Source organism: Wenzhouxiangella sediminis, from assembly GCF_003410055.1.
Taxonomy (GTDB): Bacteria; Pseudomonadota; Gammaproteobacteria; order Xanthomonadales; family Wenzhouxiangellaceae; genus Wenzhouxiangella; species Wenzhouxiangella sediminis.
In genome coordinates, this window is record NZ_QUZK01000038.1 from 1 (window position 1) to 22509 (window position 22509).

The 22509-nt window shown below is 67.2% G+C and carries 18 protein-coding genes; 14 read left to right on the forward strand and 4 right to left on the reverse strand.

Annotated features, from left to right (window positions below; translation table 11 throughout):
• Window positions 1–851 precede the first annotated feature (851 nt).
• From aroC to DZC52_RS09595, 13 genes are all read left to right on the forward strand, one after another.
• Window positions 852–1946: a chorismate synthase gene (gene aroC / locus DZC52_RS09535; RefSeq protein WP_116650916.1), complete on the forward strand. Its 1095-nt coding sequence runs from the start codon at window positions 852–854 to the stop codon at window positions 1944–1946.
• 217 nt (window positions 1947–2163) lie between these two features.
• Window positions 2164–3186, forward strand: a complete 1023-nt coding sequence (locus DZC52_RS09540; RefSeq protein ID WP_116650917.1) for an aspartate-semialdehyde dehydrogenase — start codon at window positions 2164–2166, stop codon at window positions 3184–3186.
• A gap of 136 nt (window positions 3187–3322) precedes the next feature.
• A complete protein-coding gene (locus DZC52_RS09545) occupies window positions 3323–6133 on the forward strand; it encodes a FimV/HubP family polar landmark protein (RefSeq protein WP_116650918.1) in 2811 nt (936 codons plus the stop codon).
• Between the two features lie 16 nt (window positions 6134–6149).
• Entirely contained in the window at window positions 6150–6941 is a 792-nt protein-coding gene (gene truA, locus DZC52_RS09550) for a tRNA pseudouridine(38-40) synthase TruA (RefSeq protein WP_116650919.1), read from the forward strand.
• Between the two features lie 30 nt (window positions 6942–6971).
• Window positions 6972–7577, forward strand: a complete 606-nt coding sequence (locus tag DZC52_RS09555) for a phosphoribosylanthranilate isomerase (protein WP_116650920.1) — start codon at window positions 6972–6974, stop codon at window positions 7575–7577.
• On the forward strand, window positions 7570–8793 hold the full coding sequence (gene trpB / locus DZC52_RS09560) for a tryptophan synthase subunit beta (protein ID WP_116650921.1): 1224 nt from the start codon (window positions 7570–7572) through the stop codon (window positions 8791–8793). The genes DZC52_RS09555 and trpB overlap by 8 nt, the downstream gene beginning before the upstream one ends.
• Complete coding sequence (trpA, locus tag DZC52_RS09565) at window positions 8790–9623, forward strand: tryptophan synthase subunit alpha (RefSeq protein WP_116650922.1); 834 nt, start codon at window positions 8790–8792, stop codon at window positions 9621–9623. The genes trpB and trpA overlap by 4 nt, the downstream gene beginning before the upstream one ends.
• A 1-nt stretch (window position 9624) precedes the next feature.
• The gene (gene accD, locus DZC52_RS09570) at window positions 9625–10527 is read left to right on the forward strand and encodes an acetyl-CoA carboxylase, carboxyltransferase subunit beta (protein WP_116650923.1); all 903 of its coding nucleotides are present in this window, start codon (window positions 9625–9627) and stop codon (window positions 10525–10527) included.
• Between the two features lie 25 nt (window positions 10528–10552).
• Entirely contained in the window at window positions 10553–11833 is a 1281-nt protein-coding gene (gene folC, locus DZC52_RS09575) for a bifunctional tetrahydrofolate synthase/dihydrofolate synthase (protein ID WP_116650924.1), read from the forward strand.
• Window positions 11834–11837: 4 nt separating this feature from the next.
• Window positions 11838–12860, forward strand: coding sequence for an SPOR domain-containing protein (locus tag DZC52_RS09580; RefSeq protein ID WP_116650925.1), 1023 nt, complete (start codon window positions 11838–11840; stop codon window positions 12858–12860).
• The gene (locus DZC52_RS09585; RefSeq protein ID WP_116650926.1) at window positions 12857–13384 is read left to right on the forward strand and encodes a CvpA family protein; all 528 of its coding nucleotides are present in this window, start codon (window positions 12857–12859) and stop codon (window positions 13382–13384) included. The genes DZC52_RS09580 and DZC52_RS09585 overlap by 4 nt, the downstream gene beginning before the upstream one ends.
• A gap of 1 nt (window position 13385) precedes the next feature.
• Window positions 13386–14864, forward strand: coding sequence for an amidophosphoribosyltransferase (gene purF / locus DZC52_RS09590; RefSeq protein WP_116650927.1), 1479 nt, complete (start codon window positions 13386–13388; stop codon window positions 14862–14864).
• A gap of 36 nt (window positions 14865–14900) precedes the next feature.
• A complete protein-coding gene (locus DZC52_RS09595) occupies window positions 14901–16313 on the forward strand; it encodes a cryptochrome/photolyase family protein (RefSeq protein ID WP_116650928.1) in 1413 nt (470 codons plus the stop codon).
• A 6-nt stretch (window positions 16314–16319) separates the two neighbouring features.
• Here DZC52_RS09595 and DZC52_RS09600 read toward each other — a convergent pair whose 3' ends face one another.
• The gene (locus DZC52_RS09600) at window positions 16320–17282 is read right to left on the reverse strand and encodes a D-alanyl-D-alanine carboxypeptidase family protein (RefSeq protein WP_116650929.1); all 963 of its coding nucleotides are present in this window, start codon (window positions 17280–17282) and stop codon (window positions 16320–16322) included.
• A 98-nt stretch (window positions 17283–17380) separates the two neighbouring features.
• On the opposite strand from DZC52_RS09600, the gene DZC52_RS09605 reads away from it, so the two are divergent.
• Window positions 17381–17950, forward strand: coding sequence for a hypothetical protein (locus DZC52_RS09605; protein ID WP_116650930.1), 570 nt, complete (start codon window positions 17381–17383; stop codon window positions 17948–17950).
• On the opposite strand, the gene epmA is transcribed toward DZC52_RS09605, so the two are convergent.
• Genes epmA through ppk1 form a run of 3 tightly spaced genes read right to left on the reverse strand, consistent with a single transcriptional unit; the run spans window position 17907 to window position 22490 of the window.
• A complete protein-coding gene (gene epmA, locus DZC52_RS09610) occupies window positions 17907–18848 on the reverse strand; it encodes an EF-P lysine aminoacylase EpmA (protein ID WP_116650931.1) in 942 nt (313 codons plus the stop codon). The two genes, DZC52_RS09605 and epmA, sit on opposite strands and share 44 nt — an antisense overlap.
• Window positions 18845–20365 carry a Ppx/GppA phosphatase family protein gene (locus DZC52_RS09615; protein WP_116650932.1) on the reverse strand — a complete coding sequence of 507 codons (1521 nt, stop codon included), beginning with the start codon at window positions 20363–20365 and terminating at the stop codon, window positions 18845–18847. Before DZC52_RS09615 ends, epmA begins: the two co-directional genes overlap by 4 nt.
• A complete protein-coding gene (gene ppk1, locus DZC52_RS09620) occupies window positions 20358–22490 on the reverse strand; it encodes a polyphosphate kinase 1 (RefSeq protein WP_116650933.1) in 2133 nt (710 codons plus the stop codon). The genes DZC52_RS09615 and ppk1 overlap by 8 nt, the downstream gene beginning before the upstream one ends.
• Window positions 22491–22509 lie beyond the last annotated feature (19 nt).

A 22509-nucleotide genomic window follows, 5' to 3' on the forward strand; every position in this document is an offset into this window, starting at 1 on the left:
GATCGGATTACCGATCACCTATGAGGATGGGCGGTTACACAGAAATCGGGACAGGCTCGTCTTTAGGGATACGGCGGTGTTGTTCCCATGAGTAGTTCCTTTATGTCGAAGGCGCGTTCTGTGCTTTTAAGTCGCCGCGCTCGGCTTTTATTTGTTATTGCCTGGCTTTTGGTTTTGGCGTGGTGTGTGTTGGGATTTGATGGTCAGTATGATCATGAAAGGGAAATCGCGCTCTTAATTATAGTGGTGATTATTGGCGCTCCAATCAGTGTTTTAGGGCTTTTCATTGTAATGGTAACTTCTGTATATTTTGATCCTGACCTTCCACTGCTTTGGGCGGTTAGCCTTACGTGGTTCCTGTTTTTTACATTGAGTTACTGTCAATGGTTCCTAATTTTCCCGGCGCTATGCGAACGAATAGTACAAAGGAATGGGCGATGATGGGGGGCGAGGACATCTAGCTTCTTCCAACTGTTTTGACTCTGACCGAGAGGGCTGGGCCTGCCGGATCATCTGAAATAGGCTTTGTGCCAGGCGCGATTTGCTGTTCAGAGGGCAGAGTTGGGCACCTGGGGCTGACTCCGGCTGTACAAGTTGAGTAATTACCCGACATTCGGGGTCTCCAGCAGCCCAGATTAAGCCGCTCCCGCAAGCTCGGTTGCAGGCTCCTTTGGAACGATGGGCAGCACCTTGCTTCGACCTGCCGCGTAGCTCCGTTTCCGACCCAGGCTTGCGCCCCGAGGCAGATAATGGCGTGTGGTCTGAGTGAATTCGGGCTCGCTGAGCGCGATGGAGTCGAAGTCGGCTAAAATCGTTGCCCGCTCCTACGTCACTAAATTTGCGTTCGCCCGATGCCTGCCAATTCCTTCGGCCACATCCTGACTCTGACCACCTTCGGCGAAAGCCACGGCCCGGCGATCGGCTGCGTGCTCGACGGCTTTCCGCCCGGCATGGCGATCACTCCGGAGGAGATTCGGGCCGAGCTGATGCGCCGCGCGACGGGGCAGAGTCGGTGGACTTCGCAGCGCAAGGAAGCCGAGGACGTTCAGATCCTCTCGGGCGTGTTCGAGGGGAAAACGACCGGCTCGCCGATCGCGCTGCTGATCTACAACACCGATGCGAAGTCGAAGGACTATTCGAAGATCGCGAATCAGTTCCGGCCGGGGCACGCGGACTACACGTATCATCACAAGTACGGGATTCGCGACTATCGCGGCGGTGGGCGGTCTTCGGCGCGCGAGACGGCGATGCGGGTCGCGGCAGGCGCGCTGGCGAAGAAGTGGCTGCGCGAGAAGTTCGGGGTCGAGATCACCGGCTGGCTGGGTCAGATCGGCGAGGAGGTCTGCGACGAGCGCTTCGATCCGGCGGTGATCGACACCAATCCGTTCTTCTGTCCCGACGCCTCGCGGATCGAGGCGCTCGAGGACTACATGAAGAGGCTCTGGAAATCGGGCGACTCGGTCGGGGCGCTGGTGAAGGCGCGGGCCACCGGCGTGCCCGTGGGCCTGGGCGCGCCCGTCTACGCCAAGCTCGACGGCGACCTGGCCGCGGCGATGATGAGCATCAATGCGACCAAGGGCGTGGAGATCGGCGCCGGCTTCCGGTCTGTTGCCCAGAAGGGCACCGAGCACCGCGACGAGATCACGCCGGAGGGCTTCGAGTCCAACCACGCCGGCGGGGTGCTGGGCGGGATTTCCACCGGCCAGCCGGTGGAGTGTGCCGTCGCCTTCAAACCCACCTCATCCCTTCGTCTGCCGGGAAAAACCGTGGATATTCACGGTGGTCCGGTTGAAATCGTGACCACCGGACGCCATGACCCTTGTGTCGGGATTCGCGCCGTGCCGATCGTCGAGGCCATGCTGGCCCTGGTGATCATGGATCACGTCTTGCTCCACCGCGCCCAGTGCGGCGACGTGGGCGAGCAGACGCCGCGCATTCCCGGCTGATTCAAGATCAAATTCAAAATCTGATTGTCCACAGATGAACACAGATCAACACAGATAAGAACGTATAAAGAAACCACCGGCTCCCATCGCCAGTGGCGCCAAGGGATTGCAGTTCAGGCGCCTACTGTTGCCGGAGGTACTCCCGGCAAGATAAATCTGTGTTTATCTGTGTTCATCTGTGGACATTTTCTTAATTCAATCAAGACAGACAATCATCATGAGCGAAGCAAAGCAAGGTTATCGAGTAGCCGTCGCCGGTGCGACCGGTGCGGTTGGACAGGTCATGCTGGAACTGCTGGCCGAACGCGAGTTTCCGATCAGCGAGCTGGCGGTGCTGGCCTCCAGCCGTTCGGCCGGCAAGCAGGTTCAGTTCAAGGGCAAGTCCGTGACCGTCCAGGATCTGTCCGAATTCGATTTCAGCGGCTGGGACTACGCGCTGTTCTCGGCCGGCGGCAGCGTCTCGGCCGAGCACGCGCCGCGGGCGGCCAAGGCCGGTTGCACGGTGATCGACAACACCTCGCACTTCCGCCTCGACCCGGACGTGCCGCTGGTCGTGCCGGAAGTGAACGCCGAGGTGCTGGACGATTTCGGCACCGACGGCGGCATCATCGCCAACCCCAACTGCTCGACCATCCAGATGCTGCTGGCCGTCGCGCCGATCCATCGCGCCGCCGGCGTGGCGCGCATCAACGTGGCCACCTACCAGTCGGTGTCCGGCGCCGGTCACTCGGCCATGGAAGAGCTGGCCCAGCAGAGCAAGGATCGCTTCAACTTCATCGATCCCGAAGTCAAGGCGCTCAACGCGCCGATCGCCTTCAACGTGATCCCGATGATCGACAAGCTGCAGGACAACGGCTACACCAAGGAAGAGATGAAGATGCACAACGAGACGCGTCGCATCCTCGATTCCGAAGAGATTGCCGTCAATGCCACGGCCGTGCGCGTGCCGGTGTTCTTCGGCCACGGCGAGGCGGTGCACCTGGAGACGGTCAAGCCGCTGGAAGTCGACGAGGCCCGCGAGCTGCTGCGCAACGCGCCGGGCGTGAAGGTGATCGACGAGCCCGAGATCCTCACCCCGCTGACCCACGCCAGCGGGCACGACGAGACTTTCGTCAGCCGCATCCGGCGCGATCTCAGCCATCCGCAGGGGCTGGATTTCTGGGTCGTCGCCGACAACGTCCGCAAGGGCGCGGCGCTGAATGCCATCCAGATCGCCGAATATCTGATCGGGCGCCGGTAATCGCCCGATCCGAGTCTTTCGGTGAAACACCTCGTAAGCGCCGCCACGTTGCGGCGCTTTCGCATTGTGTGAACACATTGGTATACTCGCTTGAATTGAAATAATTTTGTTCAAGCATTAGAGGGAATCGGCGCTCATGGCCAACAATGCTGTTCGACTGATCACACCAGTCCTGCTGGGGGCACTCGTCCTGCTCTTCCCCGCCGACGGACTTCGGGCGCTGGGGCTCGGGGAGGCCCGCGTCGATTCCTGGTTGGGTCAGCCGCTGGATGTCTCCATCCGCCTGCTCGAAATCGAGTCACAAGCCATCGAGTCCGTCAGCGTGGGGCCCGCGTCGCTGGAGGACTTCGAGCGCCTCGGGGTACCCAGCCAGTCGCTGGGCCTGGGGCTGGAAGTCACCGTCGACCGTCAGGCGCAGCCGCCGATCGTTCGCGTGCGCTCGCAGCGCCCCGTCAACGACCCCATCGTCCAGATCCTGATCGACGCGCGCTGGTCCAGCGGGCGCGTCCTGCGCGAGTACACCCTGTTTCTCGACCCGCCGGTGATGGAATCCGCCGCACCGGCGCGCGAGGTCAGCCGGCCTGTCGAATCCGAACCGGAGCCGCAGCGGCAGCCCGCCCCGGCCGAGCCCGAGCGCCGTCCGCGTGAGCAGGCCGCCGAGCCGGCGCCCCGTCCCGCCCAGGAGCCTTCCCGCCCGGCCCGCGAAGAAGCCGCGCCCGCACCCGCCTCGCGCGGTGCCGACACGGTGACCGTCGCGCGCGGCGACACGCTCTGGAGCATCGCGCAGGATTGGCGGCCCGACCAGAACCTGAGCATGGACCAGGTGATGCTGGCCATCTTCAATCGCAACCGCAATGCTTTCCAGGGCGAGAACATCAACCGTCTGCTCAGCGATGCCCGGCTGGACATGCCCGGTGTAGACGAAGTCCGGTCGGTCGATCGCGCCGAGGCGCAGCGCCGGGTGCGCGAGCACATGCGTTCCTGGCAGCCGGGCGTGGCCGAGGATGTGCCGGTCGTGTCGGACGCGGGCATGCCCGAGGCGTCGGCCTCTCCCGAGCAGGAGGAGGCAGAGACGGAAACGGAAACCGCACAGAGCGAGGAGGACTATCGGCTCGACGTGGTTCCGCCCGAGGAGGACCAGTACTCGGAAAGCTCGGCCGTGGCCGAGGCCGATATCGAGCGCGTCAGCGACCAGCTCGCCGACGTCGAAGAAGAGATTGCCTCCGAGGGCCTCGACAGCCAGGCCTTCGACGAGCATGCCGATGAGATTCGCGACGCGCTCGAGCAGCGCGACATGGCCGGCCTGGCCGTGGCCGAGGAATCGCTGGCCGAACTCGAGACCCGCCTGCGCGAGGCCCGCGAAGCGCGCGCCGAGCAGGAGCGGATGGCCCAGGCCGCCGGCGGCGAGTCCGCGACCGACAGCGAGGAAGGCGACGAGATCGCCGACTACATGACCCAGCTCGAGGAAGAGTTCGGCACCCAGGACGGCGACGAAACCGCGGCCGGTGACGAGGACATGGCCATGGCGGACGAAGGCGCCGCCGGAGAGGCCCAAGGCGCCGACCCGGCGGGTGAAACGGACGAAACCGCGACGGGTGCCGGCGACGAGTCCGGCGACATGGCGGCTGCCGAAGAGTCGACAGAGCAGGCGGCCGCGGAAACGGACGCGCAGGAAGAAGCGTCGCGCCCGATGACCGTGACCCGCACCGATTCGGGCGGCATGCCCGGATGGCTGTGGCCCGTCGTCGGCCTGTTGCTGCTGGTGCTGCTGGTCGCGGCCGGGCTCTGGTGGGTACGCCGCCGCCGCGAAGCCGCCGAGCCGGGCGAGGAATCGCTGGCCGCCGCCGATGCGGTCGATTCGGCGCGCGCCGCAGTCGCCCGCAATCCGGAGGACCTCGCCGCGCACCTGGCGCTGCTGAAGATGCTGGCCGACCAGGGTCGCGAGCAGGAATTCACCGACGCCTTCGACCAGATGTATCAGGAGGTCGACGACGAATCCGCAGCCGAGTGGCAGGAAGCCCTGTCCCTCGCCGCGGCGCACGTGCCCGACCATCCGCTGCTGACGCCGCACGAGACGTCCATCGACGACGATTTCGATCGCCGCGCCGACGAGATGCTGGGCATGCTCGATGTCGACGAGTCGGGATCCGCAGGCGAGCCCGAGTTCACTTCGGAAGCCAGGAGCGAGGACGATACCTTCGACCTCGGCGAAGACGAGGAGGAAGGCTTCGAGGCCCCCGAGCGCGAGAAGGATTCGCGCGAGGACACTTTCGACGAGGACATGGACCTCGCGGTGCTTTCCGAACGGCTTGACGACCCCTCGAAGGAGCCGGGTCGCGACAAGTCGCTCGACAACGACGAGGACGATGCCGATTTCGGTTCGTTCAAGGAGCTGGACGAGTACAGCGTGGGCGACGCCACCGAGGATGAGCCCGAAGAGCATTCCGAGGCGCCCGTGGACATCGAGGATGAGTCCGCTCCCCAGCCCGACCTGGACCTCGACGTCTCGCGCGAGCAGGAAGCCGACGAAGTCTTCGGCGAGGCGGGAACCCGCGACGCGGAGGATCTCGACCTGGAACTGAGTTCGGATGTCGAGGATGTCGAATCCGAAGCCGAGTCCCCCGATGCCGGACTGGACTTCGACCTGGGCGAGACGGCCGAGGCCGAGCCCGAGGAGGCCATCGAACCGGGTGAAGCGGACGAGCCGGAAGAAGAACCCGGGTCGCTGGAAATCGAGGAGCCCGAGGAACCGTCCGAAGAAACCGAAGCGCCGGCCGCGGGCGGCTCGCTCAGCGACGAGGACGCCGACGTCAAGCTCGACCTCGCGCGGGCCTACATCTCGGTCGACCTGGGTGATTCCGCGCGTACCGTGCTCGAGGAAGTCATCAGCGACGGCAGCGAGGGGAAGCGCGCCGAGGCCAAGAAACTCCTCGACAGCATGGTGTGATCCAGCCGGTCCATTGATGCGACTCGCCGCCGGGATCGAGTACGACGGCAGCGGTTTCTATGGCTGGCAGACGCAGCGCCAGTCGCCGACCGTGCAGGCCTGTCTCGAAAATGCCCTGGGCCGGGTGGCCGACCACCCGGTCGCGGTGTATTGCGCCGGCCGCACGGACACCGGGGTGCACGCGCATTGCCAGGTCGTCCATTTCGACACGCAGGCCGAGCGTCGCGAGCGCTCCTGGGTGCTCGGCAGCAACTCCAACCTGCATCCCGGCATTTCGGTGCTGTGGGTACGCCCCGTCGACGACGAATTCCACGCCCGCTTCTCGGCCACGCGTCGGCGCTATCGCTACCGCATGCTCAATCGCTGGGTACGGCCGGCCATCGACCGCGGCCGCGTCGCCTGGATCCGCCAGCCGCTCGATGCCGAACGCATGCACGAGGCCGCCCAGGCGCTCCTGGGAGAACACGATTTCTCGAGCTTCCGCGCGGTCGGATGCCAGGCGAAATCGCCGGTGCGACGAATCCATGACCTGTCGGTCACTCGCCGGGGCAGCGAGGTGATCATTGACATCGAGGCCAACGCCTTCGTCTACCATATGGTCCGAAACGTCGCCGGGACCTTGATTCTGGTCGGCAAGGGCGAGAAGCCGGTCGAATGGCCGGGCCGGGTGCTGGCCGCCGCCGATCGCACGGTGGCGGGGCCGACGGCGCCCGCCGAAGGACTGTATTTCGTGGCGCCGACCTATCCCGATCACCCGCAATTGCCGGTCCGGGACGAGATCGATTTTCCGCCTCGCGACGACCAGTAATCCACCAGCGGTTCACCGGGCACCAGGACAATGATTCGCGTAAAGATCTGCGGCATCACCCGTCGGGAAGACGCTCTGGCGGCGGCCCATGCGGGCGCCGATGCCATCGGACTGGTATTTGCCGAGCGCAGCTCCCGCTACATCGACCATGAGCTTGCGCGGAGCATCTGCCGGGTGCTGCCGCCGTTCGTGACGCGGGTCGGCCTGTTCATGGACGCTTCGGCCGAGACGGTCCGGAGCACGCTCGAGGGTGTGCCGCTGGACTGGTTGCAGTTCCACGGACGCGAATCGCAGGATTTCTGCCGACAGTTCGGCCGGCCGTGGATGAAGGCGCTTGCCATGGGTGGCGATCTTCCGGACGACCCGGCGGATTACGACCAGGCCGATGCGCTCCTGCTCGACGCCCACGCGCCCGGGCAGGCCGGCGGCAGCGGCGAGACTTTCGACTGGTCCAGGGCGCCTCGTGTGGCCCGTCCCTGGGTGTTGGCCGGGGGGCTGAACCCCGACAATGTGGGTGCGGCCTGCCGACAGCTCTCGCCCGATGCGGTGGACGTCTCCAGCGGGGTGGAAGTTCGCCCCGGCGTGAAGAGTGATAAGCTGATTCGTGACTTTATGAAGGCGGTGAAACATGGCTGAAGCAGCCGAGAAAACAGCGATTCCGACCCAACTGCCCGACGCCGGCGGCCATTTCGGCGTGTTCGGCGGGCGCTTCGTCTCCGAGACCCTGATGGCGGCGCTGGAAGAGCTCGAAGCTGCCTGGCGCAAATACATCGCCGATGAGACCTTCATGGCGCGGCTCGACTCGGACCTGGAGCACTTCGTCGGCCGCCCTTCGCCCCTGTATTTCGCCGAGAACCTCACGCGCAAGATGAGCGGCGCGAAGATCGTGCTCAAGCGCGAGGATCTCAACCACACCGGTGCGCACAAGGTCAACAACACGGTCGGCCAGGCGTTGCTCGCCCAGGCCATGGGCAAGCAGCGCGTGATTGCCGAAACCGGTGCCGGCCAGCACGGTGTGGCCACGGCCACGGTGGCGGCCCGCCTGGGCATGAAGTGCGTGGTCTACATGGGCTCGGAAGACGTCAAGCGCCAGTCGGTCAACGTCTTTCGCATGAAGCTGCTCGGCGCCGAGGTGGTCAGCGTCGAGGCCGGTTCGAAGACGCTCAAGGACGCGCTCAACGAGGCCATGCGCGACTGGGTCACCAACGTCGACGACACCTTCTACGTCCTTGGCACGGTGGCCGGTCCGCACCCGTATCCGGCCATGGTCCGCGACTTCAACGCCGTGGTCGGGCGCGAAGCGCGCCGACAGATGCTCGACGAGTACGGCAAGCTTCCCGAGGCCCTGGTGGCCTGCGTCGGCGGCGGGTCGAACGCCATCGGGCTCTTCCACCCCTTCATCGACGACACCGACGTGGCCATGTTCGGCGTCGAGGCGGCCGGCCGCGGGCTTTCGGGCCACGAGCACGCCGCCAGCCTGTGTGCCGGGCGCATCGGGGTGCTGCACGGCTCGCGCACCTACCTGCTCGACGACGACGCCGGACAGATCATCGACACCCACTCGGTTTCGGCCGGCCTGGACTACCCGGGTGTCGGGCCCGAGCACGCCTGGCTGAAGGACTCCGGCCGGGCGCAGTACGTCGGCATCGACGACGAAGAAGCCCTGGCGGCCTTCCACGAGCTCACTCGAAGCGAGGGCATCATGCCGGCGCTCGAGTCGGCACACGCCATCGCCTACGGCATGAAGCTGGCCGCCGAGCGCGATCCCGACGAGATCGTCCTGGTCAACCTCTCCGGTCGGGGCGACAAGGACATCAACACCGTGGCCGAACTGGAGGGAATGACGCTTTGAACCGCATCGACGCGAGATTCGAACAGCTGCGCCGGACCCATCGCCGGGCGCTGATCCCCTACGTGACGGCCGGCTATCCCGGTCCGGATGCCACCGTGCCGGTGCTGCATGCCGCCGTCGAGGCGGGCGCGGACCTGCTCGAAGTGGGCATGCCGTTTTCGGACGTCATGGCCGACGGCCCGGTCATCCAGGAAGCCTGCGCCCGCGCACTCGAACAGGGCACGGGCCTCGACCAGGTGCTGGCCATGGTCGCCGAGTTCCGGCGCCGGGATGCCGACACGCCGATCATCCTGATGGGCTACGCCAACCCCATCGAGCGACGCGGCGTGGCGCGTTTCTGCGAAGAGGCCGCGGCCGCCGGCGTGGACGGCCTGCTGATCGTCGACTGCCCGGCCGACGAGGCCGCGGACATGCGTGCCGAACTGGCCCGCCGCGATCTGCACCAGATCTTCCTGGTGGCGCCGACCACGACCGACGCGCGGCTCAAGCGCGCGGCCGAGTTGGCCGGCGGGTTCCTCTACTACGTCACGATCAAGGGCGTCACCGGGGCGGCCAATCTCGACACCGCCTCGCTCGCGCCGGCGATCGAACGGATCCGGGCCGCCGCGGGCGTGCCTATTGCCGTGGGTTTCGGCATCCGCACGCCCGAGCACGCCGCCGCGGCGGCCGAAAGCGCCGACGCCGTCGTGATCGGCTCGGCGCTGGTCGAGCGCCTGGGCCGGGCCGACTCGGCCGCGGCCGCGGTCGAGACCGCACGCGACTACCTTGCCCCGATCCGTCAGGCCATGGACAATACCGCCTCTTCGCAAAATGACGTGGTGAGCGCCTGACATGAGCTGGTTCCAGAAACTGATGCCCTCCCGGATTCGCACCGAAGGTGCGAGCAAGAGCCGCAAGGTGCCCGACGGTCTCTGGACCAAATGCAAGTCCTGCGACGCCGTGCTCTACCGCCCGGAGCTGGAGCGCAATCTCAACGTCTGCCCCAAGTGCGACCACCACATGACGCTGACCGGCCGTGCCCGGCTGGAGGCCTTCCTCGACGAGGGAGACCACGTCGAGATCGGCGCCGAGCTTGCCCCGGTCGACGTCCTCAAGTTCAAGGACACCAAGAAATACCGTGACCGCCTCGTGGCCAGCCAGAAGGCCACCGGCGAAAAGGACGCCCTGGTGGCGCTGCGCGGCAAGCTGCTGGAAATGGAGCTCAACGCCTGCGCCTTCGATTTCCGCTTCATGGGCGGCTCGATGGGCTCGGTGGTCGGCGAGCGGTTCGCCCTGGCCGCCCAGGATTGCATCGAGCGCGGCCTGCCGCTGGTGTGCTTCGCTGCGTCCGGCGGCGCGCGCATGCAGGAAGGGCTGTTTTCGCTCATGCAGATGGCCAAGACTTCCGCCGCCCTGGCGCGCATGGCCGAGGAGGGGCTGCCCTACATCGTGGTGCTCACGCATCCGACCACCGGCGGCGTCTCCGCCAGCCTGGGCATGCTCGGCGACATCAACCTGGCCGAGCCCAACGCGCTGATCGGCTTCGCCGGTCCGCGCGTGATCGAGCAGACGGTGCGCGAGAAACTGCCGGAAGGCTTCCAGCGCTCCGAATTCCTGCTCGAGAAGGGCGCCATCGACCAGATCGTGGACCGGCGCGAACTGCGCCAGCGCGTCCACGGACTGCTGACCATGCTCATGGCCCCGCGCCGCAGCCAGGAAGCCCGCGAGGGCGAACTGGTCGACGAAGACAGCTAGCCGGCACAAGCCTTCCGGCCCGGCCTTGAGCGAATCCTCCAACCCGAACCCGTCGCCGCTGGCCGCCTGGCTGGCGCGACTCGAACGGCGCGCCCCGGCGTCGCGCATCGAACTCGGCCTCGACCGCGTGCGCGAAGTGTGGCGCCGAATGGACGCCGAGCTGTGCGTGCCGGTGATCACGGTCGCCGGCACCAACGGCAAGGGATCGGTCGTGGCCATGATCGAGTCCATGCTTCTTGCCGGCGGCTACCGCCCGCTGGCCTACAGTTCGCCGCATATCCTCCGGTTTTCCGAACGCATGCGCATCGGCGGACGCGAGGCCGACGAGGCCGAGATCGTGGCCGCACTCGACGAGGTGGAGCGGGCCCGCGGGGACGTCGACCTGACCTATTTCGAGCACACCACCCTGGCCGCTTTCCGCCTGGCCTTCGACGCCGGCGTGGATGCGCTGGTGCTGGAAGTCGGCCTCGGCGGTCGGCTCGACGCGGTCAACGTCCTCGATGCCGACGTTGCCGTCATCACCTCCATCGGCATCGACCACGCCGAGTTCCTCGGACCGACGCGCGAGCACATTGCCCGCGAGAAGGCCGGCGTGGCGCGCGCCGGCCGGCCCGCCGTCGTCGGCGAACCCGAACCGCCCGACTCGCTCGCCGAAACGCTCGATTCGATCGGCGCCCGGCCGATCTCCGCGCTCGAGGCGCTGGCGGCGGATGCCCCGGTCGAAGAACTGCGGATCACCCATGCCGGCCGCCGGCTGATCCTGCCCCTGCCGGCCCTGGCCGGCGCCTGGCAGCGGACCAACGCGGCCTGCGCGGTTATCGCGCTGCTCGAGCTCGCTGACCGACTCCCGATCGACGAGACCGCTCTGGCGGCCGGCCTGCGCGACGTGCGCCTGCCGGGACGTTTCCAGTTGATCCGGAATGCACCGGCGGTGCTCCTCGATGTGGCCCACAACCCGGCCGCCGCCGCGGCGCTGGCTTCAGCCCTGGGCGCCCCGGAAGCCGCCAGCACGGCGGTTTTCAGCGCCCTGGCCGGCAAGGACGTTGCCGGCATCGGGCGGGCGCTCGATGCCTGCTTCACGCGCTGGATTGTCGCGCCCCTGGCGGGCGATCGGGCGCGGCCGGCCGAGTCGATTGCGCAAGAACTCTGCCAGGCGCCTGTTTCCGGCACCGTGGAAACGGTAGAATCCGTACCTGCCGCGCTGCAGCACGCGCTGGCCGACAGCGGTCCGCACGACCGGGTGGTCGTGTTCGGTTCCTTCCTGACGGTGGCCGAAGCGTGGCCCGAACTGGCTTCAAGCCCTTGAGATTATGGACAAGGTTCTAAAGCAGCGTCTGGTCGGCGCCAGCATCCTCATCGCCCTGGCGGTGATTTTCCTGCCCATGCTGTTCGAAGGCGGCGAGGACGACGCCGCGGAGCAGCGCGAGCTGGTCATCGACGTCCCCGAGCGAGAGTCGGGAGATCGCCAGGTGCGCCGCCTGGCGCTCGATCCCGAGCAGGCGCGGCGGCCGCCGGACGAGAGCCAGGCGCAACCGCCCGAGTCGTCACGCCCCGAGCCGGCCGCGAGGCAGCCCGAGCCGCAGCCCGTCGAAGCCGAATCCGGGGAGTCGCGCGTCGAGCGGCCCGCCCGCGAGCAGCCGGCGCAAGAAGATGAGGTTGCGGCCACCGGCGACAGCACGTCGGCTCGTTCGGATGCCCAGCCGGAAGCGGCGCCGGAACCCGATGCCGTTGAGCCCGAAGCCGTCGAACCGTCGGCGGAAGCGGACACGCGGGCACAGCCCGAAACCCCCCGGGAGACGCCGGACGAGACATCGAGCGCGCCCGCCATGGATGCCGTCGAGGGTCGCTGGGTCGTCCAGGTGGCGGTTTTCAGCAGCCGCGACACGGCCAACCAGATCCGCCAGCGGCTGTCCGACCTTGGGCACCGTGTTTCCATGGACGTACTGATCCGCGACCAGGCCGAGCTCTTCCGACTGCGCACAGGCCCTTACGCCGACGAGGCCACGGCCGAACAGGCGCGCGGCCAGATCGCGGCGACCGTTGCCGGCGTCGATCCGGTCACCCGCGAACTGTCCGGCGGCGGCTCGGCCGAGGATCGACACGGCCTGGCCGTGCAGGTGGGCTCCTTCGCCAGCCACAACAACGCCGAACGTCTCGTCAGTCAACTGAACGGCGCCGGCTTCGACGCCTTCATGTACGGCGAGGAGACCGGCGGTCGAACGATCTGGCGCGTTCGCGTGGGCGGCTACGAACAGCGCGCCGACGCTGAACGCCTGCTCGAGACCTTGCGCAACGAACAGGGCCTGGAAGGCATCGTGGTTTCCCATCCATGAACTGGGCCGACTACGCCATTGTCGGCATCATCCTGCTGTCGATGGTGGTCAGCCTGTTTCGCGGTTTCATCCGCGAGGTCTTTTCCCTGCTGGTCTGGATTGCCGCGGTGTATGCCGCCCTGCAGGCGGCCGGTCCGCTGGCCGTGCAGCTCGAGGGCGTCATCGAGGTGCCCTCGGTGCGCGTCATCATCGCCTTCGTGGGCGTGTTCCTGGTCGTGCTCGTCGTCGGCGGGCTGATCAACTACCTTCTGGGAAAGCTCGTCGACGGCACGGGCCTGAGCGGGACGGACCGACTGTTCGGGGCGTTGTTCGGGGCCCTGCGCGGCCTGGCCATCGTGCTCGCGGCGGTCATCATCGCCGGCTTCACGCCCTTCGTGAAAGACCCGTGGTGGCAGCAGTCGGCCCTGCTGCCCGAGATGGAACGAATGGCGACCTGGCTGGTCGGCTTCTTTCCCGAATCCATTCAGGCCTACCTGCCCGAGCAGGTAGGCACCGAAACTGTCATTACGGAGGCTGACGCCTGACATGTGCGGAATCGTCGGAATCGTGGGGCGCTCACCGGTAGCGGCCCGGCTCTATGACGCCATGACCATCCTGCAGCACCGCGGCCAGGACGCCGCCGGCATTACCACGCTCGACGACGGGCGGATGCGCTCGGCCAAGGGTCTGGGGCTGGTGCGCGACGTCTTCTCGGAGGAAGCCGTCACCGGCCTGACCGGCGAGGTCGGCATCGGCCACGTGCGCTATCCCACGGCCGGCTGCGACCAGCCGGACGAGGCGCAGCCGATGTACGTGAACTCTCCCTGCGGCATCGCGCTGGGACACAACGGCAACCTGATCAACAGTGAGCGGCTCAGCCGCGAACTCTTCGTCGAGGATCGTCGCCACATCAATACCGAGTCCGACTCGGAGGTGCTGCTCAACGTGCTCGCCCACGAGCTGGCCGGTCGCACGCGCGACGGTCTGCATCCGGAAGACATCTTCGCCGCCGTCGACGGCGTCTACCAGCGCTGCCGGGGCGGGTACGCCGCCGTGGCGCTGATCGCCGGCGTCGGCCTGGTGGCCTTCCGCGATCCCAACGGCATCCGCCCGGCCGTGGTCGGCCGGCGCGAGGCGCCCGAAGGCCCGGAGTACATCGTTGCCTCCGAGTCGGTGGTCCTCGACATCCTGGGCTTCGAGCTGATTTCCGATATCGCGCCCGGCGAGTGCGTCTTCATCACCCTCGACGGCGAGCTCCACCGCAAGGTCAGCGACCATGCGGCGTCCTACACGCCGTGCATGTTCGAGTACGTCTACTTCGCCCGGCCGGACTCGATGATCGACGACCTGTCGGTCTACAAGGCCCGGCTGCGCATGGGCGAGGCGCTGGCGGAGAAGATCCTGCAGGAGTGGCCGGATCACGACATCGACGTGGTCATCCCGGTGCCCGACACCAGCCGAACGGCCTGCCTGCCGCTGGCCCACCAGCTGGGCGTCAAGTACCGCGAGGGCCTGATCAAGAACCGCTACATCGGGCGGACTTTCATCATGCCCGGGCAGGAGGCCAGGGTGCGCTCGGTTCGGCGCAAGCTCAACGCCATCTCCCTGGAGTTCCGCAACAAGAACGTGCTGCTGGTCGACGACTCCATCGTGCGCGGCACCACGTCCAAGCAGATCATCCAGATGGCGCGCGAGGCCGGCGCGAAAAAGGTCTACCTGGCCTCCGCCTCGCCGCCGGTGCGCTACCCCAACGTCTACGGCATCGACATGCCCGCGGCGAGCGAACTGGTGGCCTCCGGCCGCAGCGAGGAAGAAATCTGTCGGGTGATCGGCGCCGATCGCCTGATCTACCAGGATCTCGAGGCCCTGGAGAAGGCGGTGCGCGGCAAGAACCAGCGGCTGACCGGTTTCGACAGTTCCTGCTTCAGCGGCGAGTACGTCACCGGCCTGGACGAGGGCTACCTCGAGGAGCTCGAGTCGCGCCGCTCGGATGCCGCGAGAATGCAACGGCGCCGCTCGGGGTGACCGGGTCTTGATGCCCGGGGTGCGACAATCGCACCCATGACCGACACCGCCATCGTCTGGTTCCGCCGGGATCTTCGCCTGGCGGACAATCCCGCTCTCGACCACGCGCGCCGGCATCACGAGTGCGTCGTGCCGCTGTTCGTTTTCGATCCCGCAACGGAGTCACCCTGGTCGCCCGGCGCGGCCGGCCGCTGGTGGCTGCACCGGTCACTCGGAGAACTCGACGAACGCCTGCGCGATCGCGGCAGCCGCCTGATCCTGGCCGGCGGCGACCCGCTCGAAGCGTTCGAACGAATCCGGCAGGTCACCGGCGCCGGCGCCGTCTACTGGAATCGCGTCTATGAGCCTGCCGTGGTCGGGCGCGACCGGCGGATCAAGCAGCGACTGCGGGACGACGGCTGGGAGACGAAGAGCTTCAACGGATCGCTGCTGGTCGAGCCCTGGAACGGGGTCAAGGCCGACGGCGATCCCTACCTCGTGTTCACGCCGTTCTGGAAGCACCTCCAGAGGCACTGGCAGCCGCCGCCGCATTCCCCGGAGCCGCGCGAACTGGCGCCGCCGGGCCGGTGGCCCGCCAGCCTGGACCTCGACGACCTGGCGTTGCTGCCCGATCACGACTGGCCGGAGAAGCTGGCCGCGCACTGGGCGCCGGGCGAACTCGGCGCCCGTCGCCGTCTCGACGGCTTCACGGACGCTGCCGCCGCCTATCACGACCAGCGCAACCGTCCCGACCGCCCGGGAACGTCCGGCCTTTCGCCGCACCTGCATTTCGGGGAAGTCTCACCGGGCCAGATCCTGCGCGCCCTCGAGCCGTCGGGCGAGTTGCCGGCAGGCAAGGGGCGCATGGTCTTCGCCAGCGAGCTGGCCTGGCGTGAGTTCTCCCACCACCTGCTCTGGCATTTTCCGGACACGCCCGATGAATCGCTCAAGCAGGCCTTTCGTGCTTTCCCCTGGCGGAAGCCGGGCGACTATGCCGACGACCTGTCCGCCTGGCAACGGGGCCGGACGGGCATACCCATGGTCGATGCCGGCATGCGCCAGCTTTGGGAGACGGGCTGGATGCACAACCGCGTGCGCATGATCGTGGCGTCCTTCCTGACCAAGAACCTGCTGGTGCCCTGGCAGGAGGGCGCAGGCTGGTTCTGGGACACCCTGGTCGACGCCGACCTCGCCAACAACACCCAGGGCTGGCAATGGACGGCCGGCTGCGGCGCGGATGCCGCACCGTATTTCCGGGTCTTCAACCCGGTGCTGCAGGGTGAGAAGTTCGATCCCGAAGGCGAGTACCTCAGGCGCTGGTGCCCGGAACTGGCCGGGCGAGAACCCGGACGCATTCATCAGCCCCTGTCGGCCGGGGAGGCCGAGTCACTCGGCTATCCGCAACCCATCGTGGATCTGAAAGCCACACGTCGCCGGGCGCTGGACGCCTGGGACAGGATCAGGAAGTGAACCGGTCTATCTCTTGAAGTACCAGTGCCACGGCTCCCACGAGATCCGGTGGCGGTTGTGGCGTGGATACGATTCCCGGAAGCCGAAGATCCGCGCGTTGCCCAGCAGCCACTGGTAGGCATCAGTGCGGGCGAAATCCTCCTCCAGCGGCTTCACGCCCCGCGTCGTGACGTCGATGGCCCGGCCGCTGTGGTGTTCGCTGTATCCCGGCGGAGCCGAGACTTCGAGAATTTCCTTCATCGAATGGCCCTGGTCGAGCTTGCGGCTGAACAGATTGGCCTGGTAGGCGATGGCGCGGAATCCGGACACCAGCCGGATCTCGATGTTCGATGTCAGGGCCGCTTCGCGCATGCGTTTGAAGGCGTCCGCGGCGTCGGGAATCAGGCGCTGCTCGCGCTCGAAGATGTCGCGGCCGGCCGAGGTCATTCCTTCAGCTTCGGTGACCAGCGGCATCCGGTGCGCCACGCCGTAGTCTTCGGGCACGCCGAGCTCGTCGCAAAGGCGGAAGATCTCCCGCGTCTTGTCGTCGGCCAGTTCGAGCAGGTCGCGAACGATCAGGATGTTGTTCTCGTCATCCGGATCGGGGCGGCACTCATAGCCGAGCGAGCGCATGAAGCCGGCCACCCGCTTGCGCGCGACGCCATTGAGCCGGCGAATACCGAAGCGGAGCGCGTGACGCTCCAGCGATTCGAACAGGCGCCGCGGCGTGTCGGGCGAGGCCACCTCGGGATCGAGATAGCAGGCCAGGATGCGGCGATGGTCGAGGTCGAGCGCACCCAGACCGGCCAGGCGGCTGCCGTGCGTGGCCACCAGCAATGCCTGGTCGGGGACCAACTCCGCCAGATGCGTTTCGACGCTGTCGGTGCGCCTGACGTGCGACATCATGTCGGGGAGGCGCGACTTGACCAGCTTGGCGAGGGTGGCTACTTCCGAACTGCGGGCGGGTCGAACCCGAATTGCGTTCTCCATGCATGCTCCGGCTTGTGTTTCGGCACCCCAAGCTCCTGACTTGATGTCCCCCGCGGAGCCGGGCAATGGATCGTGATCAACGTGCTATATTCTGGCATATGATGCCACGCCTGCTGTCGCTTGTGCTGCGTCGGTCGGGGGGCGGCGCGGTGCTTCTGGCGCTGATCGTCGTCGTTCTCGCCGTGCCGGCCCGGCAAGTCCTGCTCGAGGCCTGGCCGGACCGCGTCGACGAGGTGCTGGCAGAGGCCGGCCCGGGCCGCATCGAGCGACGTTTCCTGCCATCGGATTCCCGCGAGCCCGTCGATGCCTTCGTCGTCGCGAGAAGCCGGCCGATCACGCTCTGGCGCATCGAAACGGAGTCGGGAGAATTCCTGCATGCCTGGTTGGCCGGCGTCCGGGACACCGATGGTGGGCTGCTTCCGGCCCTTCCGGCCTGGCTGGAGCCCGTGCGGCTCGACGGGCCCCTGCCGGACGCCGTCCGGCTCGTGCTGACCACGGCCTCCCGCGACAAGCGCGAAGTCGATGGCGCGGTGATCGCGCGAATGTACCGGCCCAATGACATGGGATTCGCCGATCGGGTGTCGCTATGGTCGGGGCGACTGGCCGAGCGCTGGCGCTGGCCGCTCAGGGCGACGGCGGATGCGCGAATGACACCACCGCCTCGATAGAAGCCGCGTCCAGCACGCTCATCAGGAGCCGGTCGAAGCCCAGCGCCACGCCGGAGCAATCGGGCATGCCGGCGGCGAGGGCGTCGAGCAGGAACTCGTCGGAGGGCATTTCGGCGAGACCGCGTTCCCGGCGTAGCCGGTTGTCGCGCTCGAAGCGCAGGCGCTGCTCGGTCGGGTCGGTCAGCTCGTGGTAGCCATTGGCGAGCTCCGTCGACCCGGTGAAGACTTCGAAGCGCTCGGCGACACGAGGGTCGTCGGCATCGATCCGGGCCAGCGCGGCCTGGCTGGCCGGGTAGTCGTGGACCACGGTAATGGTGCCGGCGGCGAAGCCGGGCTGGATGCGGGTGGCAAAAAGCCAGTCCAGCAGGGAATCGCGATCCAGCCCGGGCGGCGCATCGTCGGCGAGCGCCGCCAGTTCCGGCGTGTCGGCCGCGAGGGCGTCGACGCCCAGCACATCGACGAAACCGTCTTTCCAGGCCAGCCAGCGAACCGGCCAGTCGTCGTTTTCGGCCGCCAGGCAATGCTGGAGCAGATCGACGACCTCACCGGCCAGCTGTCGCCATCCCCAGCCGACGCGGTACCACTCCAGCAGGGTGAATTCCGGCTGGTGGTTGCGGCCGGCTTCGCCGCGGCGGAAGACCGGCCCGAGTTCGTAGAGGTCGCCGAAACCGGCGGCCAGCAGCCGCTTGTGGCAATACTCCGGCGAGGTGCGCAGCCAGCCCCCGGGTGATTCGGTCGCGATGCTTTCGATATGCACGTCGGTCACGCCCGAGGCCGTCAGCAGCGGCGTCTGCACCTCGATCACGCCGCGCTCGGCGAAGAAGGCTCGCACGCGAGCGAGCAGTTCGGCGCGGCGTCTCAGCGTGCCGGGGGATGCACTCGGTCGCCAGGTGTTCATCCCTGCGCCCGTCCGGTGCCGCTCATTTCCTCGATCTGCAGCTTCAGTTCGAGCTTGCCGAGCTTGCGTTGCTGGTACTCGAGGCTGCGCGCGCTCAGGGGATGCGCTCCGAGCCAGCCCGGCGGCAGGCCGAGGACGAGGCCGTCCTTGCCGGGCGTCAGGACGAAATCGGGCATCGCGCCGTCGCTGCGCGGGCGCGCCAGGGTGACGACGATGCGCAGCAGGGCGCCGAGACGCTCGAGGGCCGGGGTCATTCGCTGCGGCACCCAGTCGAGAACTTCGGTGTCGACCTTGCCGCGCTGGAGGGCGATGAGTGCGGCCATGAAGCGCTGTTCCGGACGAGTGAAGCCCGGCATGTCGGCGTTGGCCACCAGGTAGCCACCGTGCTTGTGGTGGTGATGATGATTGACGGCCCGCCCGACTTCGTGGAGCTGAACGGCCCACAGCAGCAGGTCGCGATGATCCTCGCCCAGTTGCCAGCCTTCGGCCACCTGGTCGAAAGCCGCCTGGACCCAGTCGTGGACCCGGGCAATCTGGTCGGGGTCGCTGCCGAATCGATCGGCCAGCCCCGCCACGCTCCGGGCACGCGGGTCGGCGTGATGGAGCCGCCCGATCAGGTCGTGCAACAGCCCTTCGCGCAGCGCCGACTGGGAGACCTCGAAATCGGACAGATCCAGCGCTCTGGCCAGCGCCTCGAGGACGGCCAGGCCGCCGACGATCACCGGTCGGCGCCGCGCCGAGAGCCCCGGCAGGTCGATTCGATCGACGTGGCCGGCGGCGATGACCGACTCCCGCAGGCGCTCGAGGTCGGCGCGGGAGAAGCGGCGTGCTCCATCCTCGCCCCCGGCTGCCATCGAGGCGATCGCGCGCATGGTGCCCGAGGAGCCGATCACACGTTGCCAACCCAGCTTCCGGCAGGGCCGGACGAGCTCGACCAGTCGATCCTCGACGGCTTCCACGGCGCGTTCGAAGCGCGCGGCGGTGATCTTGCCGCGCCCGAAATGGGCATCGGTCACCGAGACGCATCCGGCCGGCACGGTTTCGGTCAGTTCCGGCTCGTCGTCCGCGCCGATGGCCAGTTCCGTGGAGCCGCCGCCGATGTCGATGATCAGGCTGCGTCCTTCGCCGACCGGTGTGCCCTGATGCACGCCCAGATAGACCAGCCGGGCTTCCTCGCTGCCGCTGATGACGTCGATGGGGCAGCCCAGGGCGGTTTCGGCCACGACCAGGAAGGCCGCCGGGTGGGCCAGTCGCCTGAAGCTCTGAGTTCCAACCGCGCGAACCTGCGCCTGAGGGATTCCGGCAATGCGCTGGCCGAAGCGCGACAGCGAAGCCAGTGCCCGCTCCCGCACGGCCGGATCGAGGCGACCGGCGCGATCGATGCCGCCGGCCAGCCGGACCATGTCCTTGATGCGATCGACGATACGCAGCTGGTGGCCGTCGTGGTGGGCCACGACCATGTGGAAGCTGTTGCTGCCCAGGTCGATCGCGGCGTGGTGCGTGGGGGTGTCAGCCATCCGTCGCTTGCTGCATCAGCAGTTCCTGCACATGAAGTTTGGCGTTGTTCGATCGGACCAGCCGCCACTGCCCCTGACCGTCCAGTTCCCATGCCTGCACGTCCTCGCGGAACACCAGGTCGATGCTGTCGTGCCGCACGCGCTCGGCTGCCTCCGGGTCGTCGATGGGAAAGCAGACTTCCACCCGCTGGAACAGGTTGCGCCCCATCCAGTCGGCGCTGGAGGCCCAGGTTTCCGGGTCGCCGTCGTTGCCGAAATGATAAACCCTCGAATGCTCCAGGAATCGGCCCAGCACCGAACGAACCCGGATATTCTCCGAAAGGCCGGGAATGCCGGGCCGCAGGCAGCAACTGCCGCGCACCACCAGACGTATCCTCACCCCCGCCCGCGAGGCCGCGTAGAGCGCGCGGATGACGCCGGCCTCGGTCAGTCCGTTCATCTTGGCCATGATCAGGCCCGGCTTGCCGGCGCGGGCCAGTTCGGCCTCGCGTTCGATACGGCCGAGGATGAAGTCGTGCAGATCGAAGGGCGACTGCACCAGGCGCTTGAGCGGCTGGGCGCGGCCGTAGCCGGACAGCAGCTGGAAGACGCGGTGGACGTCCTGGGCGATGACAGGGTCGGCGCTGAGCATGCCCCAGTCGGTGTAGGCCTTGGCTGTACCCTGATGGTAGTTGCCCGTGCCCAGATGAACATAGCGACGCAGGCGTCGCCCCTCGCGCCGCACGATCAGCATCATCTTGGCGTGCGCCTTGTGACCGACCACCCCGTAGACGACCTGCACGCCGGCTTCCTGCATGCGCGTGGCCAGGCTGATGTTGGCTTCTTCGTCGAATCGCGCCCGCAGCTCGACGACGACGGTTACGTCCTTGCCGTTGCGGGCGGCCTCGATAAGCAGGTCGGCCAGCATCGAATCCACGCCCGTGCGGTAGAGGGTCTGCTTGATCGCCAGCACCTGGGGATCCCGGGCGGCCTGCCGCGCCAGGTCGAGCACCGGCTGGAAGCTGTCGTAGGGATGGTGCAGCACGTGGTCGCACCGCCGGATGCTCGCGAACAGGTCGCTGCCCGGCCCCAGCGAACGCGGGATGTGCGGATTGAAGGGCGGAAACTTCAGGTCCGGCCGGTCGGCCAGGTCGTAGACGGCGACCATCCGGTTGAGGTTGACCGGGCCGTTGCAGTGGTAGACGTCGTCGAGGTCCACCCCGAACTTGCTCGCCAGCAGGTTGACGACGTGTTCCGGGCAGCCGGCCGCCACCTCGAGCCGGACCGCTTCCGCGAAACCGCGTTCCATGAGTTCGCCTTCCAGGGCCCGCGCGAGGTCCTCGACCTCTTCCTCGTCGACCAGCAGTTCGCTGTTGCGGGTCACCCGGAACTGGTAGCTGCCGAGCACTTCCATGCCGGGGAACAGCTCGTCGATGAACTCATGGACGATCGAGGACAGGAAGACGAAGTCGTCGGGGCCGGCCGAATAGCTTTTCGGAATGCGGATGATGCGCGGCAGCGAGCGCGGCGCGCGCACGAGCGCCATCGCGCTGCTGCGTCCGAACGCGTCGCGCCCTGACAGCGAGACGGCGAAGTTCAGGCTCTTGTTGAGTATGCGCGGAAAGGGATGCGCCGGGTCCAGTCCGAGCGGGCTGAGCACCGGCAGGATCTGGGTGCGAAAGTGATTGTGCAGCCATCGGCGCTGGCGCCGGGTGAAACGATTGCGGGCGATGATCCGGATGCCCTGCTCGCGCAGCGCCGGCAACAACTCTTCGTCGAGCACGCGGTACTGCGCTTCGACCATCTCGAGGACGCGCTCGCGGATGGCCGCCATGGTGCCCTGCGGCGACAGGCCGTCGGCGCCGGGCTGGTTGACGCCGTGCCGGATGCGCTGGCGCGTGGAAGCCACGCGCACCTCGAAGAACTCGTCGAGGTTGGTGCAGGAAATGCACAGGAAACGCAGGCGTTCGAGCAGGGGTGCCGTCTCGTCGCGGGCCAGGGCCAGCACGCGGCGGTGAAAGGCCAGCAGGCTGGTTTCGTGGTTGAACAGCAGCTTGGGCGCTTCGAGATCGTCGGAGGACCAGCGCTCCAGCGCTTCGGCGAGCTGCGTGACCCGCTGTTTGCCGTCGATGGTTTCGGCCGGCATGCACGTTTCCCCTGAAAAG